This window comes from Marinomonas arctica, from assembly GCF_003259225.1.
GTDB classification, from domain to species: Bacteria; Pseudomonadota; Gammaproteobacteria; order Pseudomonadales; family Marinomonadaceae; genus Marinomonas; species Marinomonas arctica.
In genome coordinates this window covers 38,057-53,237 of the sequence record NZ_QHJF01000031.1, presented here as the reverse complement: position 1 = coordinate 53,237, position 15,181 = coordinate 38,057, and the positions used below count along the sequence as shown (strand labels likewise).

Sequence of the window (15,181 nt, the reverse complement as noted above, 5' to 3'; positions counted from 1 at the left end):
TTTCTCTATTATCTTTAAACGAGTCTATCGATGCACACTAGGCATTATCCACACACCTCGGTGCCGCCTGAGGTGTTACACAAATGGCTCAGTGCCCTTCTCTGTGCGCTGCACAGTATTTATTTTCTTCTTAACATGCTGTTAATTCAGAAACTAGATCTTGGATTTATTCAGTTCTGCGCTGCACTATTTGCGGGCTATTGTTTTTACGCCTCGTTAAAAAAACAAGACAGACCTTGGCATAGATACGCTTTAATGGCGATATTAACCATTAACATTTTACTCTCAGCGTCGATGATGGATCTGGTTGCTGGCTCCATTTTTTGGAGTCTGGCTTTACCCATCTGGTATTACAGCTTATTTGGCTTAAAAAAAGGGTTTTACTTCAGTGCTGTTGTGATGGCAGTGTCTGCAGCGATATTGTTTACACGTGCTGACACCAATCTATTCATGCCCTATCGAACCCTTTTTAATTTCACATTGGTCTATATTTCGATCTGGTTGGTATGTCATATCTACGAAGTACAACGTCAAAAAATCAGCTCTTTTTTGCACTCTCTTGCCTTGCAAGATGCTTTAACGGGAGTGTGTAATCGTCACGCGCTCAAAACCGACTTGGCTCTCATTCAAAAACAGTTTACCCATATCCATATGCTATTGATCGACATTGATCGCTTCAAAAACATCAATGACAAATTTGGCCATGATATTGGTGACACAGTGCTCCTCGCTGTTGCGAACATTCTGAGCAAGACAACTGAAGTCAAAGAGGTGTATCGTTTAGGGGGAGAGGAGTTTATCGTTTTACTGAAAGACCTTGATCATCAAAAAGCCCGAGAAGAGGCGGAAAAAATAAGGCAAGCAGTCGAGCAGGAAATCTTCCAGAGTCATAAGGAAGACATCAAGCTCACGGTGAGTATCGGTATCAGTTCACTGCAGCCCGAACAAGAGTTCAATGATTTTCTTCGGGCGGCAGACGAAAAACTTTATCAAGCCAAGCGCGAAGGCCGAAACAAAGTGTGTTTTTAATGAAACGTCTCTAGAAAGAGCGCTTCCACTTTGTCTCTTGCCCACGGCGTTTTACGCAAAAACTTCAAGCTCGACTTCACCGATGGGTCACTTTTAAAACAATTAATATTGATGCGAATCGCCAACTCTTCCCAACCATAATGCGCCACTAGATCCGTCACTACCTTCTCTAGTTTCACGCCATGCAAAGGGTTATTTACTTGTATTCCGACCATATTAATGTGTTCCTATGACTCAATTAGCAATCTAGCCGAGAGTATACAGCAAGCTAAGAAAAGCCGCATATAAACCTAGTGACCAATAGGCACCCAAAGACCATTGTTTTGGCTCGAATACACACTGGCCGCGATAAAGCGCATGCCGTGCAACCCGGTCGCCAGAGTAGGTAAATGTGGATTAGTCGTGGCGGTCAGCAGTTGCTCAGCGAATTCACAATATAGATTCGCGAACGCCTCTAAATAACCTTCGGGATGACCGGAAGGAATACGCGACACCGACGCCGCCGCGTCACTCAAATAACCATTGCCGCGTCTAAGACGTTGACTTGGTTCTCCTAACACAGAATACATCAATTCATTCGGCGTCTCCTGATGCCACTCTATCCCCGCCTGATCGCCATAAATCCGTAGCGTCAACGCATTCTCATTGCCAGGTGCAACTTGACTGGCCCAAAGATGCCCTTTTGCGCCATTTTCAAAACGCAGCAGAATATTCGCTTCATCATCCAACTGGCGTCCTTCCCCCCAACTGGACAAATCCGCCAAGACCTCTTTAGCCTGTGTATTCGCCACAAAACAGGCTAGCTGATAGGCATGGCTACCAATGTCGCCCACACAGCCAGCCAACCCCGCTTGCGCCGGGTCCGAACGCCAAACCGCTTGCTTGTTGCCCGTTTGCTCTAATGAATGCGTTAACCAATCTTGTGCGTATTCCACTTGAATAGAACGAATGTTACCTAGCTTGCCTTCTTTCACCATGGCACGCGCTTCACGCACCATGGGATAAGCAGAATAATTATGGGTTAATAAAAACTGCGCTTGGCTTTCCTCTGCCACCTGAGAAAGAGTCTTTGCCTCTGCAAGGGTGGCCGTCAAAGGCTTATCACAAATGACATGAATGCCTTTCTTTAAAAACGCCATCGCCACCGGTGCATGCAAATGATTGGGGGTCACAATAGACACCACTTCAATGCCGTCTTCACGCTCGCTTTCTTGTTGCGCCATGGCTTCAAAATCCACGTAGGACCGCGCCATACCAAGCGCCTTGGCCGAACGCTCAGCCTTATCATGCTGACTCGATAACGCCCCCGCCACCAGCTCATAATGGTCATCAAGACGCGCCGCAAAACGATGCACTTCACCGATAAATGCCCCTTCACCGCCACCTACCATACCAAGACGTAAGCGGCGTTTTGTTATTTCACTCATGGTATTACTCCAATCCCAGCATGCGGCGATTCGCTTGCGCGTCAACGCCACTGTCAGCAAAATCATCAAAGGCTTTGTCCGTCACACGGATAATAAAGTCTTGGATATGTTGCGCGCCTTCACGGGCACCGTCTTCAGGATGCTTCAAACAACATTCCCACTCCAATACCGCCCAACCCGTAAAATCATAGGCGGTAAGCTTGGCGAAAATCGCTTTGAAATCCACCTGACCATCACCAATAGAACGAAAACGCCCCGGACGATCAACCCAGTTTTGAAAACCGCCATAGACGCCACATTTGCCATTTAGCGTCAGCTCCGCGTCTTTGACATGGAACATTTTGATGCGCTCATGGTAATGATCAATAAAGGCCAAGTAGTCCAAATGCTGTAGCACGAAATGGCTCGGATCATAGAGAATATTCGCCCTAGGATGATGACCGACTTCCTCTAGAAAACGCTCAAAAGTCACGCCATCGTGAAGGTCTTCACCGGGATGAATTTCATAACACAGATCCACACCCGCTTCGTCAAACGCATCGAGAATGGGCTTCCAACGTCGACCTAACTCTGCGAATGCCTCTTCCACTAAACCAGCAGGTCGCTGCGGCCAAGGGTAAAAATATGGCCATGCTAAGGCACCAGAAAAAGTGGCATGGGCCGTCAATCCAAGACGCTTTGACGCCTTGGCGGCCATTTTTAATTGCTCCACCGCCCACGCTTGACGAGCCTCTGGATTCCCCCGCACACTCGGGTCAGCAAAACCATCAAAAGCGACATCATAAGCGGGATGTACTGCCACCAGCTGTCCTTGCAAATGCGTGGACAATTCCGATATCACCACGCCATGTTTGGCTGCCGTTGCAATCAATTGGTCGCAATAGTCTTGGCTATTGGCGGCGCGCTCTAAATCCATCAAGCGTTTGTCCCAAGTGGGCACTTGCACCCCCTTGTAACCCAGTGACGCCACCCAGCCACAAATCGCATCAAAGCTATTAAAAGGGGCGTCATCGCCGACAAACTGCGCCAAAAAAATCGCGGGGCCTTGTATTGTTTTCATAATATCCTCCTAAAAACAGGCAGCAAGCAAGGCTTTCGCCGCCTCTGGGTCAAGTGCGCGAGGGCGATCACAATGAGTCGTCATATTGATGGTTTGACCGCTCTCACCTGACGCTAAAATAGCCGTCATCACCTCGACACCGTGTAACGCCCGGTCGAGTGAACACATATGATCGCGCCCCATATGAATGGCCATCACCATTTCCGCCAACCCAGCCGTACGGTAATTTGCTTTGGCTAACTCGCCATGGATTTGATTTGGCGTCCCAAATGGGTGATTCCACATTGTCACAGGCGTTTCACGGCCTTCTTGGATCAACGACACTTTGCCACCAAAAAAGTTAGGGTCGGGCAAATACATAGACCCTTTGCTGCCATATAACTCCATGTGAGAATGTTGATGGGCTTGCACGTCCCAACTGGCTCCCAAGGTAATAACCGCGCCATTTTGGAACGTCAAAATGGCGTGAATTGTTGTGGGGGTTTCTACTTCTATCATCTCGCCAGATCGTGGCTGACTGGTGATTTTGCGCTGCTTACGAGGAATCGATGTTTTGGCCATTACGGACTCCACAGGTCCTAATAGCTGAATCAAGTTCGCAATGTAATAAGGCCCCAAATCGAGGATTGGACCGCCACCCGCTTTAAAGAAAAAGTCTGGATTGGGATGCCAGCTTTCCATTCCGGCGCTCATCACATAACACGTACCCGAATACACCTCACCAATCTCTCCCCTGTCTAATAAATGTCGAGCAAACTGGTGAGAACCGCCCATAAAGGTATCGGGCGCACTGCCCACTTTGAGTCCCTTTTTCAGTGAAAGCGCTTTCATTTTTTGCCCTTCTTCGAGGCTCAAAACCAAAGGCTTCTCCGAGTAAACATGCTTACCCGCTTCCAGCGCTTGCATACTTACCGCACAGTGCGCAGCCGGAATGGTTAAATTAACAACAATATCAATATCTTCAGACGCTAATAAAGCATCCACACTGCGCGATTCAATGCCATATTTCTGTGCTTTGGCTGCCGCTAATTCAGCGTTTAAATCCGCACAAGCGACTATTTTGAAACCACAAAATTGTGGTGCTAAAGACAAATAACTGTCCGAAATATTGCCGCAGCCAATGAGACCGACATTTAAAATGGTTTTCATGCTGCTGCTCCTTTTACTAAGGCTTTTGCACCGCTTAACGCACGAGTGGCAAAACGTGATAAATCGTTAGGGTTATCATGCTCCATCACAAAGGCATTCGCCGGAGTGGAACGCACCACAGGCCACCATTCTTTCCATGGCAAAGTGCCATGAGTAAAATCCGCCCAACCGTCTTCATCTAAACACTCCCCTTCTGGCGCAATGTCTTTTAGATGCACAGCACAAATACGATCACGATATTTCGTCAGCCACTCGGCGGGATCTTCCCCTCCTTTGACCACCCATGACACATCCATTTCCCATTTGATATTTGGACCACCTTCGAGAATGCAAGTCATCGGCAAGGTACCATCGGCCAAAGGTTCAAATTCAAAGTGGTGATTGTGCCAAGCAAACTCAAAGCCCGCATTGATGGTTCTCTCTCTGATCGCCTCTAAACGCTGCCCTAGCTCAAACCAACCTTGAGCGCTATCAGGGCGTTGCTCCGGCATAATAAAAGGACAAATAATGGTGTGCATATTCAAGGTTTTGGCGATATACAAAGCCTGCTGTATGTTGTTTTCCAACATACCCAAATCAAAGTGCCCCGTTGGCATGGTCAGGTCATGTTTGGCTAATAAGCTTTTTAGCTCATCCAGTTGGCCATATAAACCGCCATATCCTTCCACCTGCTGATAACCTGCTTGGTGTAAAAGAGCAAATACCTCATCAAGAGACTGAGTATTACGAGCGCTATAAAGCTGAAATGAAAATTCGTTCATGTGGCATCCTTTTTATTGTTATGTCTGCGATTAACGACTTAAAGCCGCCCTTCATTTTGCTTAGAAAAGAGATGAGCTTTTTTAGGGTCTAGGTAGATGTCTACCTCTGCGCCCCAATCTAGCTGATGATCTCCATGTATTTTGACGGACCACTTACGATCCATAAAATCAAACCAGACAATGGTTTCATCGCCCATTGGTTCCAAGATATCTATCGTGGCCGTGGCTAGTTGCACATAGCCCTCGCGGGGCTCAAGGGCCAAATGCTCAGGACGAATGCCTAAATACGCGGACGTGTCGTGATCGCCTTGATCGATAAACTCGTACCCCATTAAATTGACGCGATAGTCTTGATAAACAAAATTATCCCCAACTATGCGGCCTTCTAATAAGTTCATGCTTGGCGAGCCAATAAACTGTGCAACAAATAGGTTACAAGGTTTGTGGTAAATATTGGCAGGGGTACTGAGTTGCTGAATCTCACCGTCTTTCATGATGGCAATACGATCCGCCAACGTAAGCGCTTCTACTTGATCGTGCGTCACATACACCATGGTATTTTTTAATTTTTGATGCAGACGCTTAATTTCTACCCGCAAATCCGCGCGCAACTTGGCGTCCAGATTCGACAAAGGCTCATCAAATAAAAACACCTCTACATCTCGCACTAAGGCTCGCCCTATTGCGACACGTTGACGCTGTCCACCCGATAGTTCAGACGGTTTACGCTGCAATAATGGCTCTATTTGCAGGATTTTCGCCGCTCGGTCCACTCGTTGGCGAATCTCCTCTTTCGCCATGCCTTTCACTTTTAGACCAAAGGATAAATTCTTTTCCACGGTCATTTGCGGATACAAGGCATAAGACTGAAACACCATGCCAATACCGCGATCTTTGGGCTCTTCCCAGGTCACATTGCGATCGTTAATCCAAATTTGACCGGCCGTAATATCCAATAAACCAGCAATGCAGTTGAGCAAGGTGGATTTACCGCAACCGGATGACCCCAAGAGCACCAAAAATTCGCCCTTTTGAATGTCTAGATTTAGATGCTTTAACACATGCGCATCTTGATACTTAAGATCCAATTCTTTAATTGAGACACTGTTCATCACTTACCCCTTAACCGCGCCAGCGGCGATGCCACGCACAAAATATTTACCGGACAACAAGTAAATCGCCAACGGCACGATTGCTGTCAAAATGGTCGCTGCCATGTTCACGTTGTACTCACGCACCCCAAAAGTGGTGGCCACAATGTTGTTCAACTGCACCGTCATTGGTAAATTGTCTCGACCCGCAAAAATCAGCCCCAATAAATAATCATTCCAAATCCCTGTGGTTTGCAGAATCACCGCCACCACGGTCACTGGAATAGAGAGTGGCATCATGATTTGAAAAAAGATCTGCCAAAAGTTTGCCCCATCGACTCGTGCTGCTTTGAACAATTCATCTGGCAACGAGGCAAAGTAATTACGGAACAACAAGGTCATGATCGGCATGCCGAAAATAGTGTGGATCAAAATAATTCCCGTCAAAGAACCATAAAGCCCCACTTCACGAAGAAAAATAATCAGCGGAAAAATCACCACCTGAAAAGGCACAAAAGCACCAAATAGCAATAAGCCAAACAGCAGGTTTGAACCTTTAAAACGCCAAAACGACAAGGCATAACCATTAATAGACCCAAGAATGATAGAGATGGCGACGCTCGGAATAGTGATTTTTACCGAGTTCCAAAACCCCGTTTGAATACCATTGCATTCGACGCCAGAGCACGCTTCACTCCAGGCTTTTACCCAAGCCGCGAAGCTTGGGTCGCCAGGTAACGCAAAAAGCTCTCCCAAACGAATTTCTGGCATGCCTTTTAACGATGTAATCAACATCACGTACAAAGGAATACAAAAGAAAATCGCCGCGCTCACTAAAAACACATACACCCCAACCCGAGAAACAGAGGTTTGCTTTGGTTTAGGCCCCTGTGGGCCCATTAACTGAATCTGTTCCATGATCGACTCCTAGTGTTTCGCTGGACGAACATATTCGCGATAAATCCAAGGACCAATGACCAAGAGCACAGGAAGTAGCATCATGGTTGCCGCCGCCATCCCCAAGCCCACATTGCCACGGGCAGTAATGTGATCAATCACGAACTTCGCCGGCATCTCCGTCGACATACCTGGGCCACCACCGGTTTGTGCGACAATTAGGTCATAAACCCGCACCACGCCCACGGCAAGCAACACCACCGACGTGATCATCACCGGACGCATCATCGGAAGAACAATAAAGAGATAGGTTTGCCATGTCGGTATGCCATCTACTCGTGCTGCTTTCCAAATCTCCCCGTCGATACCGCGTAAACCGGCCAGCATTAACGCCATAACCAGACCAGAAGACTGCCACACCGCCGCGATCAGCACCCCATAAATGGCGTATTGAGGGTCGACCAAGGGCGCGAATTCAAAGGACGACCACCCCATACGCTGAACCACATTTTGAATCCCCAAAGAAGGTTCCATCATCCATTGCCAAACCAAGCCAGTCACCACCAAAGACATGGCATAGGGATACAGAAATAGAGTTCGAAAACCGCTTTCGAAACGGACTTTCTGATCCAGAAAGACCGCCATAAAAAAGCCAGCAATGAGACACAAAACAATAAACAAAATGCCGTAAATCAGTAAATTTTCGACAGACACGACCCAGCGGGACGTTCCCCACAGGCGTTCATATTGATCTAACCCAACCCAGTTAAAGTTGGGAAACAGACGGGATTTTGTGAAGGAAAGCATCACGGAATAACCGACACACACAACGAACACACCAATCGCCACAATCGCCATCGGTGTACTGGCCAGCAAAGACGAAATTTGCACGCGTTTAGCGCGTCGCGGTATCGACACTTTTGTTGAAGTAGCCATAGTTTATACTCCTTTTGGAACGCAAGAAGTGACCACCAGTACCACCTGCTAAGTATGGTATTACAGAAAAAACCGGTGATCATTCATCGACGAAAAGATTACTCAGCGTCTTCGATAATGCCTTTAAAAACAGCTAGGGCATTGTCGACAGACATACTGGGCTCATTCCAAAAAGTGGAGACTAAATCTTGTATCTGCCCATTGGTATCTTCCGTAATATAGGCATTCGCTGGCGTGATAGACGCTTTAGGGTCATCCAACAGAGCTAAGCCTTTTTTCATGCAGGCATCTGCCACGGTTAAATCAACATCTGCACGTACTGGTAAAGACCCTTTGGTGTTATTGAATTTCGCTTGAATGTACGGACTCAACATCATTGAAGCCAATTTCATTTGCGCGGCTTCAAGATTTTGATCGGACGATTTTGGGAAAATAAACGCATCGCCGCCAAGAGTAAGATAAGGGCGTTTCGATGGGCCAGGAATACAGCCGTAATCTACTTCAGCGACTTTATCCGCGGCCGCAAATTCACCACGCGCCCAGTCGCCCATAACCTGCGCCGCGGCTTTGCCCGTGATCACCATGTTAGTGGCATCGTTCCAATTTCGACCTGGTGCTCCCGCATCGGTAAATTGTCTTAGCGCCCCAAATGTCTCGAAGACTTTGCGCATTTGCGCACTGCCCGCCGCGTCCACACTCTTGTCTTTCCACAGACGATTCCAGAATGCTTCATCTGTCACCCCAATAAGCACCACGTCAAAGACATGGCGTTCCTGCCAACCCTGACCACCAAAGGCTAAAGGAATGTAACCTGCCTCACGGATTTTTGGGGCAACGCTCAAAAATTCTTCCCATGTATTGGGCTCTTTGACTCCCACCTCAGCAAAGACTTTCTTATTGGTCCAAAGCCACTGTGCCGAATGAATATTGACTGGCACACAATAAATGCCGCCGTCTTTCATACAGGGATTTAAAATACTGGAAGGACGAATAAAATCAGTCCAGCCTTCTTTTTCAGCTACCGGAGTGAGATCAAGAAGCAGACCCTCTTCAATCAATTCTTCGAACTGACGAGAGGTATTGAATTGTGCGGCTCCAGGGGCATCACCGCCGAGAATACGCTGCATGGTCAATGCTCGTGCGTTTTCGCCCAGCGCGACCGCCGTATCGACCCATTTATCGTTACCCAGTTTATTAAATTCTTCAGCCAACACTGTCACGGCTTTTTGCTCACCGCCCGATGTCCACCAATGAATCACTTCTAGGTCAGCCGCTTGCACAGACGCACTCATAAATCCTGCCCCAATTGTGGCAGCGAACAGTTTTTTACCCATCATATTATTTTTATCCTCTATTGGGTTTTGATCCTCACTCTCCTCTGTCGAAAAGCGTGAGCTAAAACGGTAAAACTTGAAATGAAACCGCTTTCATGAACAAATATTAGTCAATAATACGGCCTCGTCAATATTTTTTACTCATTTTTTGAATAACACGATATTTGCGATCAAGCAGATTGGCGAACAATCAGTTCGGGGGAAAAGGCATGTTTTATGGTGTGTTTGGTGCCATAAATAGTGTTTAAAAGCAGATAGGCTGCGGCTTCCGCCATCTCATATAAAGGCAATTTTATGGTTGTTATGCTAGGGGAATAATATTTTGACATATCAAGGTCATCAAAACCGATAATAGCCATGTCATCGGGCACCTTAATGCCTTGCTGAGCGCACACATGAAGCGCTCCCATCGCCATAATATCATTAGCAAAAAAGATCGCGGTAGGCCGATCCTGAAGCGCTAAAATAGAGGCCATTTGGGCCATACCTGAGTTTGCACTAAAATTCCCCTCATATTGACCATGCAGGGGTAAGTCAGCGTTTTGCAGCGCTCTTTGGCAACCTAAATAACGCTGATAAGCATCATGCTTCCATAACGGCCCCGTCACCGTAGCAATTTTTTGGTGTCCTTTATCGATAAGGTATTGGGTGGCCATTTCGCCACCCGCAAAATTATCAAACGCAATGCTGTGACCTGCTCCGCCTGGAAATTGCTGGTTCAACACAAACACGGGGCAGCGTTCATTAATGCGTGCGACTTCTTCTTCTGATAAAAAATTGGTTACTAATACCAACGCGTCTACTTGTCGTTTGATTAGGAAGTCGACCGCGTCACGCTCGCCTTCTAAAGAACCATTACCGCTAGCAATGATGACATGTCGGTCGCCACCACGTAATGCTCTTTCTACCCCACTAGAGGCGGGTCCGTAATAGGCCGTGTCAATACGCGATGCCACCAAACCTATGGTATAGGTTTTATTGCTTGCCAACGACCGAGCGGCCTGATTTGGGCTATAAGACAAGGTGTCAATCGCGGCCAATACTCGAGCACGAGTCTCTTCTTTCACCGGCGTCACACCGCTTAACACGCGAGACACCGTGGCTTTGGAGACCCCTGCTAATGTAGCTACTTGAGTAATAGTGCTCATTGTTTTGCTCTACCTATACCCTAATTAAACGGAAACGCTAGCAACACATTATAATGGGACTTTCCTTCGACAGAATACTTATCCTGTGGTAATTCTGTTAACGTTGAAAAATAAATCATACGTCGAGATTTGACTATTACAACAAATCCCCGAAAAATAGAGCAAAATCAGTAGGAGAGAACATCAATGGGTATCTTATCTAGCCTCAAAGGGCTATTTGCTGGGGGCGAAAGCGCCCCTGAAAAAACGGAAGACGCAATAGAACACAAGGGGTTTTCAATTATACCCGCTCCGATGAAAGACGGTGGGCAATATCGCGTTGCTGCCACTATCACCAAGGGCGAAGGTGAAGAACAAAAAACACATAACTTTATTCGTTCAGATTTAATGCCAAATCGTGATGAGTGCATTGAGATAACCTTGCGTAAAGCCAAGCTAACCATCGACCAACTTGGTGACAACCTATTTAATTAACTCTTTGAGAAACCCCTTATGAGCGCACCGATAGGACAACACTGGCAACAACTATACGAATGTGAAGACCTATTAGGTGCCGATTTTCGTGCTCGCACTTTTTCTTTCGCTGGCCCCAAAACACAAGTCCACACGACACTCATTCACCATATTGGTAATCCTGACGCGACCAACGCCATTTTGTATGTGCATGGTTATACGGATTATTTTTTTCAAACAGGTTTGGCAAGACACTTTGTTGATTTAGGCTATCGTTTTTATGCCATAGACCTTCAGGGCTACGGCCGCTCGATTCGCCCTTCGACTCCGCCTAATTGGTGCGAATCGATAGAACAATACGGTCAAGATTTGGACATTGCCCTAGCGACGATGAAACAAGATGGTGTCAATCAGGTTGTCATACTCGGGCACTCCACTGGTGGCTTAGTGGTGTCCACTTATTTGGCACAACCTTATGCTTTGCCCGAACGCGAAAGCCATTACAACAAAGCGTTTCCTGAAGTGGTTGGACTGATGCTCAACAGTCCATTTCTTGCCTTACCCTTTCCACCTAAGGTACTCAATCGCGTTAGCTGGCCTATTCGCATATTGGTCTCTTTGCTGCCGTTTTCGTATTTACGGGCGAGAAAAATCAACATTTACTCTAAAACACTGCACACCGTATTTGGTGGTGAATGGGATTACCGATTAGATTGGAAGCCACCAAGAGGCTTCGATCTCTCTTTTCATTGGTTAAGAGAAGTCATTATCGCGCAGCGCAATCTAGTCAATCAGCGTATCAGAATCCCGACACTGGTGTGTCATTCAGCCATCAGTACCATAGGTAAACGAACAGTAGAAGAAACACAACAGGGTGATGGTGTTTTGGATGTGGACAGCATGCAGCAAGCCGCCAAGAAAACCTTCAGCAATCTCACCCAAGTGAGTATTGCGCAAGGCTTTCATGACTTATACCTATCCCATGAGCCGGCTCGTGCTGCTTACCTATCTGCGATGTCCGATTGGCTAAAAACCCTTCATCACGCGCCTTGACGGCGCATCACCCAATCCAACAAGCACGTTGGAAGTACGCGTTTCATCAACACCGCACCATAGGTTGGCAAAGTCACATAATAGCGCGCTTTTGGGCGCGTTGATTCCAAGGCATGAATCAGTTTATTCACCACCGCACTGGCAGGCAGAGTTTGTGATGACGTCACGCCTTCTTTGCTCAACCTTGCTATGGCGTCTTCATAACCCTTTTTATGGCGGCTGTTTTCCATGTCGATATTGTTTTGCAACGCCAGCAACGCATTGGCACGAAAACGGCTTTCGATTGGGCCAGGTTCGATCAAACTCACTTTAATCGGCGTATCGAATAACTCTAAACGCAAGGTATCGGTCAAACCTTCTAAAGCAAACTTACTGGCATTGTAAGCACCACGGAACGGCGCGGCCACCAAGCCCAGTACTGAACTGTTATTGACAATGCGTCCGTATCCTTGGGCCAGCATCACTTTCAGCACCTTGGTGGTCAGTTCATGCGTACCGAAGACATTGCATTCGAACTGCGCACGCAACGCCTCCACAGGCAAATCTTCCACTGCCCCCGGCTGACCATAAGCACCGTTGTTAAACAGGGCAAAAAGCTCACCATGAGTAATGGCCAAGGTGTCTTGCAAGCCCTTTTCTATCGAAGCTGAGTCCGCTAGGTCCAACTGCACAACATGTTTAATGCCCTGTGCTTGCAACGCGGCGACGTCTTCTTGTTTGCGACAACTCGCCACCACCAGAAAATCACGCTCTTGAAGCATTTTGGCGGCCTCTAAGCCAATACCTGACGAACAACCTGTAATAAGAACCGAATATTGCATAACGCTTCCTTATGAAAATCATCGTTCCTAAGATAGTAGCAAAATGCCTTGCAAGGACGTAAGCATTATCACTCTTTTCCGTGTTGCTGTTGCAACTGATCCAATGCCGTATCCACTAAGGCCAACAATTCATCAATGGCCTGAGTGGCCTGTTGAAAATAGGTGTTAGCCGCAATCACAGGGACTTCTGAACCGAGTAGCTCCTGCTTTATACAGCGCAGAAAATCCGTCACGACTTGCTCGCAATGCGACAAACGAAACGCTGCCATCTGCGGATACGCTTGGGCATGTTGCTGCAGTGTGGTAAAAGCTTGGCCCGCCAACAACTCAATTTTTTGATAGAGAAAATGCATTCTTACCCGCTGTTCGACACTGCTGTGTCCGGCCGCCGCGATCCCCGTCCCCAATGCACGCGCCTGCCCGGCCCACTCTGCCGCCTGAATCACCTCATGCCAGATACAAGACAAATAGCCCAACGCAGGTAAGCCTTGTGTCAGATCCATCTCGCTGGCCACATCTTCCATGAGAAAAATACTATTACGAATGATTAAGTGATGCTGCATCAAATTGTTCACACGATCATGACTGCGTCCTTCACGCATCCGCGACCAATGATCAATCAAACCTTTCCACGCCTCTCGATGGGTGCTGTCGAACGCTTGTGCGACATGGATGTGCTGATCCAAACTTTGTCGCGTCGTCGCAAGCGCTTGACTCATGCTGGTGTCACCACAGAGTACACCATTGCTCAGGCCACGATGACGCTGAAACTCGGCAATCAAGACGCGCAGTACCGCCAATTGCCGAACATTCGATTGCAGATGTAAGTGTTTTTTCTGTTGCAAGCGCCAATGTAGTCTATAAAACAGCAACGCCATGATGATCAAAACCGTGAACAAGAACGGGAGTGCGGAATCAATACTGTTCATACCAATTATCCTGTCAAATGAGCCAGATGATGAGCGATGGTGCGGGCTTGATCGGCCGCGTGCAGATTGTCGGCATTGCCGCGACGAACCCGATCCGCCAGTTCCGCAATTTCGGCTACTGCTTGCCCCTGCTGTTCAGTGCTAACAGCCACTTGATCGACTTGTGCGGTAAGTTGCTGGGTGTGCTGCTGGACCTGATTTAACAGAGTACGAACCTTTTCTGAACGCTCGGCACTTTGATTCGCCAATTCTGTCAGATCAGACACCTGAGCGGCGGCCTGTTGAATATGTCGTTGTACAGATTCGATGTTGCGACTGATTTCTGTGGCGGACTCTTGGCTGTGCATAGCCAAACGCCGCACTTCATCGGCCACCACAGCAAAGCCACGACCACTCTCGCCTGCACGCGCGGCTTCAATGGCGGCGTTCAGTGCCAACAGATTGGTTTGGTCAGCAATACCACGAATGGTGCCAGACATTTCATTGATGGTGTGGGAGTTGCTGCTTAGTTGACGGATCAACGCATCGGTACTGATCGCTTGCTGCGCCATATCAGACACCTGTCGCACCAGATTGGTGAGCTGTTCAATGCCATCAGCCAGCTGTTCACTGGCGACCACACTGCTCTGCCGCGAATCCGCAGCCAAGGACGCCACTTGCACAATGCTCACATTCAATTCTTCAACAGCCGCCGCGGCAACAGTCGCCGAACCACTTTGCCCTTCAGCGTTACGAGTGACTAGGGCCGCGCTTTGTTCAAGCTCATGGGAGGAGTGGGATATTTCATCCAGGCGCTGTTGCAATAATTGTTGTTGACGCTGTTCATGGTTCAGCCACTGCTGAAATCCACGGCTCACCGGCTGAAGAAGCCGCCATTGCCCCATGCGCACTGGGTCGTTGAGACGAGGCGAAGCGGTTGTTTCACAGTAACGCTGCAGCTGGCCTATCTCCTGCAAAATAAGCCACAGGCTGGCCATCGCTAAATACACCAATATCCCCCATAGCCACTCAACTAACGGCGAGGATGTGACGAATCGAATACCTCCACCGACTAGGCCAATCACCAGTAAAGTCCGCAGCATGCCGATAATGC

The 15,181-nt window shown here is 47.8% G+C and carries 16 protein-coding genes; 3 read left to right on the top strand and 13 right to left on the bottom strand.

Annotated elements, in window-relative coordinates:
- Positions 1-30 precede the first annotated feature (30 nt).
- Positions 31-1,029: a GGDEF domain-containing protein gene (locus DK187_RS17285; protein WP_111608585.1), complete on the top strand. Its 999-nt coding sequence runs from the start codon at positions 31-33 to the stop codon at positions 1,027-1,029.
- Here the strand turns inward: DK187_RS17285 and DK187_RS17280 are convergent.
- The 10 genes from DK187_RS17280 to DK187_RS17235 all read right to left on the bottom strand — a co-directional run bounded on the left by DK187_RS17280 (position 1,026) and on the right by DK187_RS17235 (position 10,832).
- Positions 1,026-1,244, bottom strand: coding sequence for a VF530 family protein (locus DK187_RS17280; RefSeq protein ID WP_111608584.1), 219 nt, complete (start codon positions 1,242-1,244; stop codon positions 1,026-1,028). The two genes, DK187_RS17285 and DK187_RS17280, sit on opposite strands and share 4 nt — an antisense overlap.
- A gap of 75 nt (positions 1,245-1,319) precedes the next feature.
- A complete protein-coding gene (locus tag DK187_RS17275; RefSeq protein WP_111608583.1) occupies positions 1,320-2,456 on the bottom strand; it encodes a Gfo/Idh/MocA family protein in 1,137 nt (378 codons plus the stop codon).
- A 4-nt stretch (positions 2,457-2,460) separates the two neighbouring features.
- Complete coding sequence (locus DK187_RS17270; protein ID WP_111608582.1) at positions 2,461-3,516, bottom strand: sugar phosphate isomerase/epimerase family protein; 1,056 nt, start codon at positions 3,514-3,516, stop codon at positions 2,461-2,463.
- A gap of 9 nt (positions 3,517-3,525) precedes the next feature.
- Positions 3,526-4,665 (bottom strand): Gfo/Idh/MocA family protein, encoded by a 1,140-nt coding sequence (locus tag DK187_RS17265; protein ID WP_111608581.1) that lies wholly within the window; start codon positions 4,663-4,665, stop codon positions 3,526-3,528.
- Positions 4,662-5,426 carry a sugar phosphate isomerase/epimerase family protein gene (locus tag DK187_RS17260; RefSeq protein ID WP_111608580.1) on the bottom strand — a complete coding sequence of 255 codons (765 nt, stop codon included), beginning with the start codon at positions 5,424-5,426 and terminating at the stop codon, positions 4,662-4,664. Before DK187_RS17260 ends, DK187_RS17265 begins: the two co-directional genes overlap by 4 nt.
- A 38-nt stretch (positions 5,427-5,464) precedes the next feature.
- Positions 5,465-6,538 (bottom strand): ABC transporter ATP-binding protein, encoded by a 1,074-nt coding sequence (locus tag DK187_RS17255; RefSeq protein ID WP_111608579.1) that lies wholly within the window; start codon positions 6,536-6,538, stop codon positions 5,465-5,467.
- A 3-nt stretch (positions 6,539-6,541) separates the two neighbouring features.
- The gene (locus DK187_RS17250) at positions 6,542-7,435 is read right to left on the bottom strand and encodes a carbohydrate ABC transporter permease (RefSeq protein WP_111608578.1); all 894 of its coding nucleotides are present in this window, start codon (positions 7,433-7,435) and stop codon (positions 6,542-6,544) included.
- Positions 7,436-7,444: 9 nt separating this feature from the next.
- Positions 7,445-8,350 carry a carbohydrate ABC transporter permease gene (locus tag DK187_RS17245; protein ID WP_111608577.1) on the bottom strand — a complete coding sequence of 302 codons (906 nt, stop codon included), beginning with the start codon at positions 8,348-8,350 and terminating at the stop codon, positions 7,445-7,447.
- 98 nt (positions 8,351-8,448) lie between these two features.
- The gene (locus tag DK187_RS17240; RefSeq protein WP_204355650.1) at positions 8,449-9,687 is read right to left on the bottom strand and encodes an ABC transporter substrate-binding protein; all 1,239 of its coding nucleotides are present in this window, start codon (positions 9,685-9,687) and stop codon (positions 8,449-8,451) included.
- A 167-nt stretch (positions 9,688-9,854) separates the two neighbouring features.
- The gene (locus DK187_RS17235; RefSeq protein WP_111608576.1) at positions 9,855-10,832 is read right to left on the bottom strand and encodes a LacI family DNA-binding transcriptional regulator; all 978 of its coding nucleotides are present in this window, start codon (positions 10,830-10,832) and stop codon (positions 9,855-9,857) included.
- A 186-nt stretch (positions 10,833-11,018) separates the two neighbouring features.
- Between DK187_RS17235 and DK187_RS17230 the strand changes: the two genes are divergently transcribed.
- Both DK187_RS17230 and DK187_RS17225 read left to right on the top strand, forming a co-directional pair.
- Complete coding sequence (locus DK187_RS17230) at positions 11,019-11,306, top strand: HlyU family transcriptional regulator (protein WP_111608575.1); 288 nt, start codon at positions 11,019-11,021, stop codon at positions 11,304-11,306.
- An 18-nt stretch (positions 11,307-11,324) separates the two neighbouring features.
- A complete protein-coding gene (locus DK187_RS17225) occupies positions 11,325-12,338 on the top strand; it encodes an alpha/beta hydrolase (protein ID WP_111608574.1) in 1,014 nt (337 codons plus the stop codon).
- Here DK187_RS17225 and DK187_RS17220 read toward each other — a convergent pair.
- From DK187_RS17220 to DK187_RS17210, 3 genes are all read right to left on the bottom strand, one after another.
- Positions 12,326-13,159 (bottom strand): SDR family NAD(P)-dependent oxidoreductase, encoded by an 834-nt coding sequence (locus DK187_RS17220; RefSeq protein WP_111608573.1) that lies wholly within the window; start codon positions 13,157-13,159, stop codon positions 12,326-12,328. The genes DK187_RS17225 and DK187_RS17220 overlap by 13 nt on opposite strands.
- A gap of 68 nt (positions 13,160-13,227) precedes the next feature.
- The gene (locus DK187_RS17215; protein WP_111608572.1) at positions 13,228-14,088 is read right to left on the bottom strand and encodes a nitrate- and nitrite sensing domain-containing protein; all 861 of its coding nucleotides are present in this window, start codon (positions 14,086-14,088) and stop codon (positions 13,228-13,230) included.
- A gap of 5 nt (positions 14,089-14,093) precedes the next feature.
- Complete coding sequence (locus tag DK187_RS17210) at positions 14,094-14,972, bottom strand: methyl-accepting chemotaxis protein (protein WP_477383725.1); 879 nt, start codon at positions 14,970-14,972, stop codon at positions 14,094-14,096.
- Positions 14,973-15,181: the final 209 nt, after the last annotated feature.

Excerpts from the sequence above, each read along its gene's own strand:
- DK187_RS17285 (WP_111608585.1), top strand. The coding sequence starts at position 31 with ATGCACACTAGGCATTATCCACACACCTCGGTGCCGCCTGAGGTGTTA.
- DK187_RS17280 (WP_111608584.1), bottom strand. The coding sequence starts at position 1,244 with ATGGTCGGAATACAAGTAAATAACCCTTTGCATGGCGTGAAACTAGAG.
- DK187_RS17275 (WP_111608583.1), bottom strand. The coding sequence starts at position 2,456 with ATGAGTGAAATAACAAAACGCCGCTTACGTCTTGGTATGGTAGGTGGC.
- DK187_RS17270 (WP_111608582.1), bottom strand. The coding sequence starts at position 3,516 with ATGAAAACAATACAAGGCCCCGCGATTTTTTTGGCGCAGTTTGTCGGC.
- DK187_RS17265 (WP_111608581.1), bottom strand. The coding sequence starts at position 4,665 with ATGAAAACCATTTTAAATGTCGGTCTCATTGGCTGCGGCAATATTTCG.
- DK187_RS17260 (WP_111608580.1), bottom strand. The coding sequence starts at position 5,426 with ATGAACGAATTTTCATTTCAGCTTTATAGCGCTCGTAATACTCAGTCT.
- DK187_RS17255 (WP_111608579.1), bottom strand. The coding sequence starts at position 6,538 with ATGAACAGTGTCTCAATTAAAGAATTGGATCTTAAGTATCAAGATGCG.
- DK187_RS17250 (WP_111608578.1), bottom strand. The coding sequence starts at position 7,435 with ATGGAACAGATTCAGTTAATGGGCCCACAGGGGCCTAAACCAAAGCAA.
- DK187_RS17245 (WP_111608577.1), bottom strand. The coding sequence starts at position 8,350 with ATGGCTACTTCAACAAAAGTGTCGATACCGCGACGCGCTAAACGCGTG.
- DK187_RS17240 (WP_204355650.1), bottom strand. The coding sequence starts at position 9,687 with ATGATGGGTAAAAAACTGTTCGCTGCCACAATTGGGGCAGGATTTATG.
- DK187_RS17235 (WP_111608576.1), bottom strand. The coding sequence starts at position 10,832 with ATGAGCACTATTACTCAAGTAGCTACATTAGCAGGGGTCTCCAAAGCC.
- DK187_RS17230 (WP_111608575.1), top strand. The coding sequence starts at position 11,019 with ATGGGTATCTTATCTAGCCTCAAAGGGCTATTTGCTGGGGGCGAAAGC.
- DK187_RS17225 (WP_111608574.1), top strand. The coding sequence starts at position 11,325 with ATGAGCGCACCGATAGGACAACACTGGCAACAACTATACGAATGTGAA.
- DK187_RS17220 (WP_111608573.1), bottom strand. The coding sequence starts at position 13,159 with ATGCAATATTCGGTTCTTATTACAGGTTGTTCGTCAGGTATTGGCTTA.
- DK187_RS17215 (WP_111608572.1), bottom strand. The coding sequence starts at position 14,088 with ATGAACAGTATTGATTCCGCACTCCCGTTCTTGTTCACGGTTTTGATC.
- DK187_RS17210 (WP_477383725.1), bottom strand. The coding sequence starts at position 14,972 with ATGGGGCAATGGCGGCTTCTTCAGCCGGTGAGCCGTGGATTTCAGCAG.